This window comes from Peribacillus muralis, from assembly GCF_001439925.1.
GTDB classification, from domain to species: domain Bacteria; phylum Bacillota; class Bacilli; order Bacillales; family DSM-1321; genus Peribacillus; species Peribacillus muralis.
The window spans coordinates 385,359-397,297 of record NZ_LMBV01000001.1 but is presented as its reverse complement, the minus strand read 5'-3'; the positions used below and the strand labels follow the sequence as shown (position 1 = coordinate 397,297).

11 protein-coding genes and 1 pseudogene are annotated in these 11,939 nt (G+C 41.5%); 4 read left to right on the top strand and 8 right to left on the bottom strand.

Annotation, left to right across the window (positions count from 1 at the left end):
• Window positions 1-31: 31 nt before the first annotated feature.
• Entirely contained in the window at window positions 32-412 is a 381-nt protein-coding gene (locus ASU00_RS01920) for a Spx/MgsR family RNA polymerase-binding regulatory protein (protein ID WP_057911744.1), read from the bottom strand.
• A 203-nt stretch (window positions 413-615) separates the two neighbouring features.
• Here ASU00_RS01920 and ASU00_RS01915 point away from each other — a divergent pair.
• Window positions 616-1,315, top strand: a pseudogene (locus ASU00_RS01915) (helix-turn-helix transcriptional regulator).
• 84 nt (window positions 1,316-1,399) lie between these two features.
• Window positions 1,400-1,642 (top strand): DUF2626 domain-containing protein, encoded by a 243-nt coding sequence (locus ASU00_RS01910; RefSeq protein ID WP_057911743.1) that lies wholly within the window; start codon window positions 1,400-1,402, stop codon window positions 1,640-1,642.
• A 59-nt stretch (window positions 1,643-1,701) separates the two neighbouring features.
• On the opposite strand, the gene ASU00_RS01905 is transcribed toward ASU00_RS01910, so the two are convergent.
• Complete coding sequence (locus ASU00_RS01905) at window positions 1,702-2,799, bottom strand: class I SAM-dependent methyltransferase (RefSeq protein WP_057911842.1); 1,098 nt, start codon at window positions 2,797-2,799, stop codon at window positions 1,702-1,704.
• Window positions 2,800-3,004: 205 nt separating this feature from the next.
• A complete protein-coding gene (locus ASU00_RS01900; RefSeq protein ID WP_057911841.1) occupies window positions 3,005-3,631 on the bottom strand; it encodes an MBL fold metallo-hydrolase in 627 nt (208 codons plus the stop codon).
• 232 nt (window positions 3,632-3,863) lie between these two features.
• On the opposite strand from ASU00_RS01900, the gene ASU00_RS24295 reads away from it, so the two are divergent.
• Window positions 3,864-4,037, top strand: a complete 174-nt coding sequence (locus tag ASU00_RS24295; RefSeq protein WP_082630109.1) for a DUF2759 domain-containing protein — start codon at window positions 3,864-3,866, stop codon at window positions 4,035-4,037.
• Between the two features lie 1,422 nt (window positions 4,038-5,459).
• Here the strand turns inward: ASU00_RS24295 and ASU00_RS01895 are convergent.
• The 4 genes from ASU00_RS01895 to ASU00_RS01880 all read right to left on the bottom strand — a co-directional run bounded on the left by ASU00_RS01895 (window position 5,460) and on the right by ASU00_RS01880 (window position 9,305).
• The gene (locus tag ASU00_RS01895) at window positions 5,460-6,632 is read right to left on the bottom strand and encodes a YqgU-like beta propeller domain-containing protein (RefSeq protein WP_057911742.1); all 1,173 of its coding nucleotides are present in this window, start codon (window positions 6,630-6,632) and stop codon (window positions 5,460-5,462) included.
• 166 nt (window positions 6,633-6,798) lie between these two features.
• Window positions 6,799-7,962 carry a M14 family metallopeptidase gene (locus tag ASU00_RS01890; RefSeq protein WP_057911741.1) on the bottom strand — a complete coding sequence of 388 codons (1,164 nt, stop codon included), beginning with the start codon at window positions 7,960-7,962 and terminating at the stop codon, window positions 6,799-6,801.
• Window positions 7,963-8,109: 147 nt separating this feature from the next.
• Window positions 8,110-9,081, bottom strand: coding sequence for an ROK family glucokinase (locus ASU00_RS01885; protein ID WP_057911740.1), 972 nt, complete (start codon window positions 9,079-9,081; stop codon window positions 8,110-8,112).
• Between the two features lie 2 nt (window positions 9,082-9,083).
• On the bottom strand, window positions 9,084-9,305 hold the full coding sequence (locus ASU00_RS01880; RefSeq protein ID WP_057911739.1) for a YqgQ family protein: 222 nt from the start codon (window positions 9,303-9,305) through the stop codon (window positions 9,084-9,086).
• 193 nt (window positions 9,306-9,498) lie between these two features.
• On the opposite strand from ASU00_RS01880, the gene ASU00_RS01875 reads away from it, so the two are divergent.
• Entirely contained in the window at window positions 9,499-10,356 is an 858-nt protein-coding gene (locus ASU00_RS01875; RefSeq protein WP_057911738.1) for a hypothetical protein, read from the top strand.
• Here the strand turns inward: ASU00_RS01875 and ASU00_RS01870 are convergent.
• Window positions 10,351-11,889 carry a rhomboid family intramembrane serine protease gene (locus ASU00_RS01870; protein ID WP_161809678.1) on the bottom strand — a complete coding sequence of 513 codons (1,539 nt, stop codon included), beginning with the start codon at window positions 11,887-11,889 and terminating at the stop codon, window positions 10,351-10,353. The genes ASU00_RS01875 and ASU00_RS01870 overlap by 6 nt on opposite strands.
• Window positions 11,890-11,939 lie beyond the last annotated feature (50 nt).

Genomic DNA, 11,939 nt, shown 5'->3' with positions numbered 1-11,939 from the left:
AAATTCTCGAAAAAATTTTCGAGAATCATTTTTACATGCTCCATTTCAACTCCAGCTTTTGTGAAACCAAATTTCTTAATGCGTCTTCATTATGCCCAATCACTAATTTTTCCCCGTCGATAAGGATTGGCCTTCTTAATAACCTCGGCTCATTTGTCAATAATTGGATAACATTAGAAAGATTCATTTCGTCAATATTAACAAGTAAGCCTTTATATGCTTCACTTCTTGTTGCCAATACTTCATCAAGTCCTTCGGTTGTCAATTCAAGGATTCGTTTTAGCTCTGCTTCCGTAGGCGTCTCTCGGAATAAATGGCGCTCATCGAAGGAAATATGATTGGCATTCAACCACTTTTTCGTTTTTCGGCACGATGTACAACTTGGATACGAAAAGAAAGTCAATCGACCCATATTTACCACTCCTCATTCACAATTTGGATATATATATTGATTGTATAATATTTGTATAATATATGTACATTGTTATACCTTTTAAAAACGAGGAAAATTTGAACTTTTTATAACTAAAGTGAAATTGCCACATCTGTTATTCCATTATTTTCTGCCTGTATATAATGAAAAAGAGGAAAACTAAGGAAGGTCAGGAGGGCATAATGGAACAAACGTTAAAAATTACGAACGTGTGCAGATCCCACTCGTTATTATATATATCAATATATTGTGAACAATCATGGGGATGTGATGGTACAGCACATTGCCGATTCGTTTAACATCCATCCAAACGTCGCCCGTCTACACTTATCAAAACTTGAAGATATTGACATGTTGACATCCGAAGCTCGTAAAACGGGGAAGGGCGGTCGCCCAAGCCGGCTTTATCGTTTGTCTGATAAAGTCATTCAGCTGCATTTTCCCTATCGGGACTATCAGCTGCTTTCAAGAATTAGCATCCAGACAATGATGACATTAGGGGAGCAAGGAAAACAGGCCCTATATGATACGGGGAAAGTGTTCGGTGAGGAGTAAGTCAACCAGCAGCTAGCCATGAGCCTACCCTCTATCAACAGCCTTACTTTTGCTGAAAAAGTCGGCATGCTTAAAAATGCCGCTGCCATTGCAGGATACTCGCCTGATATTCAAGCAAACGAAGAAGATAATGAAATTCACTTTCGTATCTTCTATTGTCCATTCAAGGAAGTTACAGCCTTGGAGCCAGATATGATTTGTTCGATGCACAATTCCTTTTTAAAAGGAATGTTTGAAGCCTTGTTTGGTAACGTCCATATTGTGGAACTAGAAAATATGATGTCCGATTGTTCCACATGCTCTTATCAAGCTTCGGTTCACACATAGAAACAAAAGGCATCCTTTACATTACCTTACAATTTCATTTATAATTATTTGGAATGTACACGACTGACAAAAGGAGGGATTTGGATGGAACGCATGTTTAGAGTATGCGGATTTTGGACAGGAATTATGGCCATTTTCTTTTATCTTGGCCATATGCATCAAACGTCTTTACTTTTCTTTGCACAAACTATCTTTTTTGTTCTTTTAAGTTATTTGAAATTATCTGAGCGCATGTATATTTATGTCTTTGGCGCCTATCTTACCGTTTTCTTTGCAGGATTTTCGTACTGGAGCGTATTTATGATGACTCCAGGCGCCTCCCATTAAGAACGGAACAAGCATGATACATAACCCATGAATTTAGGTTCATGGGTTTTTACTTGTCATCAATCAGGAAAAATCTTGACTGTTCCAGCTAAATTCCTCGTTTGAAGCAGCACCTTGAAATGCTCACTAAATCCGCCTGGAACGATTAACCCTCGAATGGCACGATTGCGTTTTGACGTTTTTGAAAATGGGTCCGTCTCTTGGTGTTCCTTCAATTCCTCAAGGATACCCGTTTTAAGCAGGAATTCATGCTGCTGATAAAGTCCTCCGCAGGCAAGACCAATCTTTTCTCCCCTATCCATTAATGTGTCAAAATGAATATGCGTCGTCAAATCCATATCCCCTGGATACACAAGTGCATCCTTAATCATTTCATGCTGATAATAGCCCCTTAAGCTTCCCTGACGAAGAGCTGGCTCCTTCCATTCATCCTGGGTATAACCGTAATCGATAGTAAGAAGGACCCCCGAACGAATGCTAGAGGCTATCTTTTCATATACCTTAACCATTTTTAGCGGAATTTCATATCTTTGCTTATCATGTAAAGTCACAGATTGTTCAGTAAGGTAAGAAAGAATGTTACGGTTCGTCAAAGGTTCCTTCACTTCGAGCAAACGGCCATTCTTCACTGTAACGAAGACCTCCACCAGGGCTCCGTCATTCTTTTCAATGACGTGGACAGGCAGTGCATCGAAAAATTCATTTGAAAAGACGATTCCATTTATGCTTGTCCACTCTTCTGCTTCTGTAGCAAAAGAGACCTGTTTGAACATCCCGATACGTTCTACCTGAGACCTTTTATGATATGGACTGGTTTCCACCAGGACATACGTCATTGAATCCCAAATCAGGGGCTCGGTTTCTTTAATGCAGACGAGAATGTCATAAGCCAGCTTCCCGTCTCCCGCACCAATTTCGACGATTCTTGGGGATACCCCGCACACTTTTATCAAATGAACGAACCATCTGGCAAGCGACCTCCCAAATGCGTCCCCGACATTGCCAGACGTATAGAAATCCCCCTTTGTGCCAATCTTCTTTTTTTGCTTCACATAGTAACCGATGTTCGGGGCATATAAAACAGCATCCATATAGTCATGATAGGAAATTCTCTTATTGGGGCTGCCTTCGATCATTTCCCTCAAGTGATGTTTCAACATACCGCCTCCTCTTCCTTGATTTTCCACCATGATTAAGTTTTTTCTTTGACAATCATGCACAAAAATCCATTACTTTTTTCACGAAACATTCGTTTTTATTTGGAAGCATATTCAGTATAATTCCGCATGCCATTTTTTTCAATATTCCCGCATTTCGGGACCGAAAAATAAAACAGGTGCCAATTGGCACCTGAAAAAGTGATTATCTCAAGAATGGATTGGCATTCTTTTCAACTAAGATGGTCGTGACTGGCCCATGTCCTGGAAAAACGATCGTATCATCAGGCAACGGCAGCAGTTTCGTATCAATGCTGTTTAACAGCACTTGTTCGCTTCCGCCTATTAAATCTGTCCTGCCGACGCTTCCCTGGAACAAGACGTCCCCTGAAAAGAGCATACGTTCTTCCTTGGCAAAATAGGAAACACTGCCTGGTGAGTGCCCGGGCGTTTCGAAAACTTCGAATGTGAATCCCCCAATAGTAAGTTCTTGCTCATTAGCCAGGATATGATCAGCAGGCTTCATGCGCATCGGGTTTTCAGGGAACCAATTCAAAGAACCATTCAAAGCCGGATCAAGCAGCCACTTGGCCTCTTTTTCATGAATATAAGCGGGCACTTCATAATGATCCCGAATGGCATCAAGGGCACCAATATGATCAAAATGAGCGTGCGTCAATAAAATCGCCAAAGGCTTCAATTTTTTTGTCTGTATATATTGTATGATTTTCTGTGGCTCTTCACCCGGATCGAATATAATGCAATCATTTCCATCCGAAACTATATAACAATTCGTTTGCAGCGGCCCTAGAGGGATTTGTGTCCATTTCATTTCCATCAACTCCAATAACATTTTCTAACTTCATTTTACACCAATTCAAGCAGGAAATGCTTATTCAGTATACTTTATAAAGAAGTGTCGTCTGTTTAAACCTCGACAAATAATTGAAAAAATATTAAAATATTAACAAATGCATTCTTTTCTACATATTTTTGGTAGTTGCCTTATCCTCTGGGTATATTATTAGGGATTGGCATCCATTATGAAATAAGGGGGTTTTGATATGATATTAATGGTTGTATTTGGACTTGTAGCTATTATGGGAGTAGCAGCTGTATTTACTTCATTAAAAAAGAGAAACTTCTTAGGATTCATTTTTGCAGCCGGCAGTGCGGTCGTATTTGGCTGGTTCACTGTCATGACCATCATCAACAGTGGCTTTCCTGTTGCCCATTAAAAGAAAAAAGGTTTCGGAAGGGTTTCCCTTCCGAAACCTTTTTTTGGATTTTTTATCGGATGTCAACTACCGTATGTAATAATCGTTCGTTATAGGATGACTTTTTCATTATCATGGTAGTCATCGGTTTGTCTACCTGAACATATACGAGGCAATTCATATCGAGTCAAGCGAACATCCTATGAATTCAAAAACAAAACAAACCTTAACGATAAAGAAAATAACATTACGATAGCACAAATGCTTACAATAACAAATGAAATTTCAGATTTATTCTGAAAAGCAATATAGGAAAACGTAGAGGTCGAAAATAAAAATACTACTTGCAGATAGGCTGTTCAAAAGGTCCCTTACGCAATAAAAAAGTTATCGCCATTGCAGAAACAATAAGGATTATAAGAAGCGGAAAAATTTTCTTCCCCATTTTTATCACCTCCTATTATTCACAAGCTACCAGTCTCCTCCAAATGGAGGTAGAGAGGTTTTCAAAGTGAAATGGTATGTCCAAATTCATTAAAACTCTGAGATTCCAATAAAACAAATTCGTTTTCTCCCAGAGTGGATTGGAACGGAAGGCAACGAGACTCCAGCGGGAAATGCTCGTCTACGTGAAACCCCGCTGGCGAAAAGTCGAGAAGGCTCACCGACCACCTCTGGATAAGGGAGTGGGTACAGTGAATTGAAACGGACATTGTACAAATCCTCAAAACTGTAGGAATTTTGAGATGCTATCTCCATTTTCACGCACAGTGAATTGAAACGGAAGGCGACGACACTCCTGCGGGAAATGCGGTATACGTGAGACCCCGCAGGCTTGAAACACGAGGAGGCTCACGGACCGCCCGCGGAAAGGGAGCGCCTGTAGTACAAATCATCAAAACTATAGGCAATGTAAATCCTTTCTTTGTTTTCACGCACAGTGGAATGAAACGGAAGGCGGCGACACTCCTGCTGGAAATGCGCGTCTAAGTGAAACCCCGCTGGCGAAAAGCCGAGAAGGCTCACCGATCACCTCTGGATAAGGGAGTGGGTACAGTGAATTGAAACGGACATTGTACAAATCATCAAAACTATAGGCAATGTAAATCCTCTTTCTTTGTTTTCACGCACAGTGGAATGAAACGGAAGGCAACGAGACTCCTGCGGGAAATGCGGTCTACGTGAGACCCCGCAGGCTGAAAGACGAGGAGGCTCAAGGACCGCCCGCGGAAAGGGAGCGCCTGGAGTGCAATGCAACGTTCTAAATACAGATACTCCAATGTTGGTATTATAGGATATAAAATAGTTTTCACACAAAGTGGTTTGAAAAGCAGCGTTCCATTTATTTAAGCCTTGAAAAAATACTGTAAACACACTCCATCCTTACAAAGTCTGTCTACAGTATGAAAGCTCGCCATTGTGGCGAGCTTTTGATTTAGATCATCATTGTTTTTTAAATAGTCTTTGTATTTGATGGGTTTTCATATCAATGATTTTCTCGAATTGATATCCATATAAGCAGAGGTTGCCATCAAGCGAACAGCTCAACGGTTCATTTTCCATGTCCTTCATCACTTCTTCTTGTGTGCCATTTTTCCAATTTAATTTAGTCAAGGTAAACCTTCCCTCATATTGGTCCGCATCTTTTGATTCACTTGGAATAAACGTTATGAATTCCTTGTTTTTTTCAATGAAATCGTAGGATGGAATCACCCAATCTGAAAAGCTTTTCAATAGCGGCACGGAAAAAGAGTGTATCGGCTTGTTTGTTTGATCATAAAAAGCATATGTACCCCGATCATGTTTTTCTGTCTCCACTTGAATCGTCATCAGCGCTTGTTTCATTTTTTTAAAGTGAATGACATCGAGCATAAGGCTATCCACCCCATCATCATTCAACGCTTTGCTTACTAAAGGAGCCGTCAAAGCAGGTTCATCCCTATCCCAATCGAGAAACATCAATTCCTTTTCACCTGCCCATTGAGCAAAGGGCTGGGGAAAGTCCAGTGTTTCCATTGATTGATCGTCTGGGTTCAGCACATAAGAGCTATAGGTCCAATCTTCATTAAAACTCGATAAAAAAAGCGTTCCATCTCGATAGGAGTTCCACTCATAAGCTAATTCAAAGGCTGGTATCGCCACAGAATACAAGGGATTGCCTTTACGATCGAGAATGGTAATCGATGCTTTGCCTGAAGATGTGAAGGACGATACCAAAATATGCGTTCCAGATGGACTGATTGAAACTTCGGAAAACGCAATGGCCGGTTGATAGAAAACGGACGTGTCATTCGATTTCATATTCCAAGTCATTAGCTGGGGGACTTTATTTCCATTCCGCTTCTCAGCAAATAGAACGGTTTTGGAATCAAGCCATCCATAAATCGCTTCGATTTTTTCGGTTTCAGTAGTCGGGATCTTCCATTCACTTGAAGAAATCCCCAAGTTGGATGAGGAGTGTTCTTTTTCCGTATCAGTTACGGGTTTACTAAGGTTGTTGGAAGGCTCACAAGCCGTGATAAGAAGGATGGTGGAGAATAATAATGGGACGAAACACAACATCTTACAAATGGTAAGCCGCATACAAAGCGCTGCTTTTATTGCTTTAATCTCCACACACCTCCAACTTCAAAACTAAAACGCCTGGCATATGTGAGCGAGACATTAGAAAGAGCAAGGATTACTCGAATCCTTGTGACTTTCATTATAAAGTAAAAAAGAGAAAATGTGGCGACTAATTATCTTATATTTATGTGGAAGTATATTCCTTGACTAAATGAGCTTACATATACAGCCCTGCCATTAAAATCTTTACGGAATCTTCATAAATACCAGGCAGATGCGATAAAGGAAGTGGATTGATGCCCTTCCCTAGTTCAATGGTGAAGCCAGGTTGTTTGAATTCCTGAATGAACCAATCTTTATACCCGGCATGACTATCAACGTAACGAACGGCACGATATCCGCTGCGCTCTTCAAACTCCCTTGCCATACTCGCTGAATGTTCGGGTTCATGACCTTCATATCCCCAATAAAATTCCTTCCCCTGCGTATGAAGGGCTATCACTCTTTCAAAATTTCGTCTTTCAGCCAATTCCTTCATGGCCAACGCTTCTGGCTCCGATAAAAAAACCTCTCCTGGAAAATCTCTCGGGGCCGGAGCTTTTGGGATTTTTCTTCGCTTTTCAATTTCCCAATTGGCAGGATATTGATTATTTAGATCTACACCACGGATATTGGCTTTCCAAGCGTAAAAGGCGGGATTTCCGTTATTCATTTTTACAACATCAAGTTTGCCTTCCGCGGCTGACTCTCCTTTTAGGACTAAGTCGACTCCATCCGGATTGACCATCGGAACGAGTGAGATGGTCACATTTTCATAAAAGGACAGGCAGTCAACACCACACAGCATGCAATCATTCGTTACTGCCAGCAGCATATCGTTCAGCCATTTCATCAAGACGGCCGAGGTGATCCATTCGTTGGCATGGAAGGAACCGTTATAATGGATGACCTTCTCACCTCGGCCGACCCTTACTTCCAGAAGCTCTTTTCCTAATACACTCTTCCCAAACGATTCGACTTGAATGAAGGGATAGTGCAAAGAAAGAATCTCAAGATCATCAAGAAAAGATTGGTATTCATACGGTTTTTCGATGGCAAGCAAGGGACTGATGATCCTAACCGGTACGGAAACCATTTCTTTTTCACCTTGATTCAATAATAATAAAGCATCCATGGGCAATTGGAACCGTAACGCGATATCATTCAATGTGCTCTCCTCACGGGATTCTTTAACTGTTACGAACCCGGGAATATGCACTTCGATTCCAGTTGGCAAAACTTTAGAGATGCTGGGATTGGCATCCGCCAGTAAAACTTCAGGGATTTGGAACAATTCACTGTAATAGGTCAATGTATCTCTGCTTCTGCTCACGACTTTCATAAAAGACTCCGCCCCCTTCCTAATCTGATTTTATGAAAGAATCGCCGAAAAAATGCGATACCAAAAAAAGCCTGGATTGCTCCAGACTTTGTTTTTTCATCGTTTCTCTTTTAGCAGCCCTGTCCAAATAGACCTGCTAGAAACGTCTCAAGCATTCACTTGATTTTTAATTAGCCAAGCTGCACCTATCACTCCAGCATCGTTACCTAGTGTTGCAAGGCTTATTTTCGTAGATTTGCCAACTCGTTTGAACGCATACTTTTCAAAGGACGAACGGACTGTATCGAGCAAAATAGCTCCCGCTTGAGAAACGCCCCCGCCTATGACGATTTTATCTGGATTCATGACATTCCCTACATGTGATAGCGCAAGTCCTAAGAAATTGCCCACCTTATCCACCACGGCTTTTGATAGGGGATCACCATCTTTTGCGCACTGGAATAGCAATTTGGAAGAAACAGCATTTCCTTCGTTCACTTTTTGCTGCAGCAAAGATGTTCCATCGTCTTGCTTCAAGGCCTCTAAAGCCAGCCGAACGATTCCGGTAGCTGAAGCAACCGTTTCCAAACAACCTGTCTTGCCGCAATTGCATGGTGCGCCTCCGTCGGCAATGACCGTCATATGCCCGATTTCACCTGCAGCACCGCTTGTTCCATGGACGATTCGGCCATTGTGGATGATGCCTCCGCCTACACCTGTTCCAAGTGTGACACAAACAAGGTCTTTGGCTCCATTACCAGCACCTTTCCACATTTCTCCGAGGGCAGCCATATTGGCATCATTATCAATGACCGCAGGCAGAGAGGTTTCGACTTCCAACAAATCCTTCAATGGATAGTCTTTCCAACCAAGATTGACTCCTTCATAAATGGAGCCATTGACAAAATCCACTGGGCCTGGGGCACCCATTCCTATCCCCACTATCTTACTCTTCGGTTCATTCAATTCTTCAAGCTTCGCATCGATCGATTTAGCAATGTTCGTCGTGATGAATTTTCCCTTTTCGGAGATGTCGGTGCTGATTTCCCATTTATGAATGAACTCTCCATATGAATTGATTAAAGCCAGTTTGGTAGTTGTACCGCCTAAATCGACACCCATCAGCCATTTTTCCATCATTCTCACCTTTTTTTATCAATTTTTTTCTGTTTCTCCAACTCAATAGACAATTGCTGCCTAATTAAAAGGATCGCCATTTGATAATCTTTCGTATCCATCATCTGCATACGATGGATTTCCCTGATTTCAGCTTCCATCAGTTCAAGCTCGGCGACACGATCGCCAATATAAATAAATGTACCAAATCTTTTCAAATATTGCTGCAGATCATAAAATGATTTCATATTAAGCCTCTTTACTCTTTTCTATAGGAAAGTATAACGAATCCGCCTCTATGTAACAAGCGTCTATTTCCTCTTTTGATAATTTCCCGATCTGCCTCATACATGTCCACGTCCATTCATATGATGGAATACAAGGCAAGTGGCGCCCAACATGGCTCGTTTGTGCTTCAAGCGTCAAAAACGGAGGGGAAAAATGAAAATACAATTGAAGTATACCGTTTTATTAGTCTTGACTACCATTTTTGTCATTCTTTATTTTTCACAAAACGAACAGGCAGAGGAAACGATCACTTATTTTCCCATCGATTCCTCACTCCATTTTGAACATGCTTCCACACAACTGACGGCGAAGGAAAACGGGGGGGATAGCTATTCGGTCACATGGAGGGTCAATTCTGCGTTGGATCGGCCTGCCTACTTGCGCCAAGACGTATCCCTTTTATACACCAATGGAAAATTGACGGGAGCTTTAAAAAATTGGCGGCAAAATAAACAAGAACTCTCCCAAAAAGCGAAAGCGAAGGAAAGAGAAAGCGGTCGCTACGATGCCGTTACATTTCATTATGCAGAGGTTCATCCAAGTGAGACCATTTTCACCAGTGCCCAACAGCTCAGTAAAGACAAGATTTATGCAGTAACGACACCTTCTTTTCAATATTTTCACCGTCCACTTTCGGAAGAACAGATCGAATGGAAAAAAACACTGGACAGCTTGACCGCTCAAACCGTTCAAGATGGTTTGGAAAAAGTCAGTCAGGCCTATCATATTAACCTGAATCACTATAACATCATCTCATTAACCGACCTCCCCGCGAAGAAAAACCAATGGCTTTCTGCATTCCCTTCATTCAAACGGGAAGAAATTGTAGGAAAGCTATGGGAAGGACTTTATAAAAATTATGTATTAGGCATCAAAAAAGAGGATGGATCCACCGTTAATGCACAAGGCAGCACCATCCCCTTATTACTTATGGCGCAGAATCAACGTGAACTGCTTGTCTTGTTTACCTTGAAAGACGGTACTCCCATCATGCTGAGTCAGAAGTTATAGTTGCGTTTCGATTTTCTTCAGCAGCTCAGCATATGACTTATTGTCGGGAGCAAGCTCGATCGCCTTTTCTGCTTGCTCCTTAGCCTGATCAAGTGATCCAAGATCCATTTGAACCAAGGCAAGGTTGTAATGGGCTTGATGTAAATCCGGATTCGTTTCGATCGCTTTTTCGTAATAATCCTTGGCTTTGTTACTGTCTTTTTCATCAAAGGCTATATTTCCGAGCATGAAAAGCGATAACGATGCATCCGGGTTGTCACCTACATAATCGGTTAACATTTCCTCCGCTTTCGCTTTTTTTTCATCATTCATATACTTTTGGGCTAGCATTGCCATCGTGTCATCATTGATGGCCGCGCTGTTCTGATGATTGAAGCCAAACTTAAGCAACGTATAGGTTAGAATCGCCGTTCCAATAAAAAAAACGAGCTGGCGCAAGATATTTTTGTTTTTTGGAAGAGAGACCACCCCAGCAGCGAGAAAGCCACCAATCAAACCGCCGATATGTCCTGCATTGTCGATCCCCGAAACGGAGAAACCATATATTAAGTTAATGATGATTAAGACGATGACCGATGATCCCATCGTGCGCATGAATAATTTCGGATAGACGATCCCAAAGTACAGCAGTGCCCCAAAACAGCCAAAAATCGCTCCGCTAGCTCCAGCTGAAAGGTTCGGCGTCATGATGAAGCTGCCTAGCGTTCCGGCGAAACCAGCGAATGCATAAATGAAAAGGAACCTGGCATTACCGTATATCCTTTCTACTTCAGCGCCGATTAAATACAGGGAAAAGGTGTTCATCAATAAATGAAAGAAGCCAATATGGACGATTATCGGGCTAAAGAACCTCCACCACTCCCCTTGCATGATCAATGGCGAGTATTTTGCCCCAAACTCAATCAAGGTCTTTGAATTGGTACTGCCCCCATTGAACTCCATCAGGATGAACACAGCGATCTGGATCGCCATGAATAGATATGTAAAGAATGGCTTATTAGCATGTTGAAACACTTTCTGTTCGGCCTTCGCTTTTTTGACTGATTCCGAGATGGCATCCTTCTTTAAGGCGAGAACCTTCTCTTCATCTATTTCATCTTCTTGAAGAACTTGTATGGAAAGTGGTTTTTTCAAAATATGCTCAAGGTTTTGCAGCGATTGTTCAATTGCTTCACAAGTTAGAATGAATGTGTTAACCTTCGTTTTTTTATAAGAAGCAACCTGTAAACTAAAATCATGATCATCGACAGGTGCAAATTTACTTACATAGATACTTAATATGTTTATCGGTTTCTTATATAATTTTTGTCTGATTCTTTCCCCATTCTGCAACGTTCTTTCAATATCACGTTTCAACCAGTTAGCCCAATCCAAATCTTGCCGGATCAGCCTGATGACCGGAAATTCCTTGTTCGTATCGCTTTCAAGCCAAATCTCCTGATGGTTTTCCGTGACAGTGATCATTCGATAATCATAACGGCCCGATAACTCCCTTATGGTTGCCCAGAACAAATAATCCTCTTTAAATCCCAATGCCTTCCCCACTTTCCAATCAATCTCGAGCTTCTGATATTCCCGTTTCA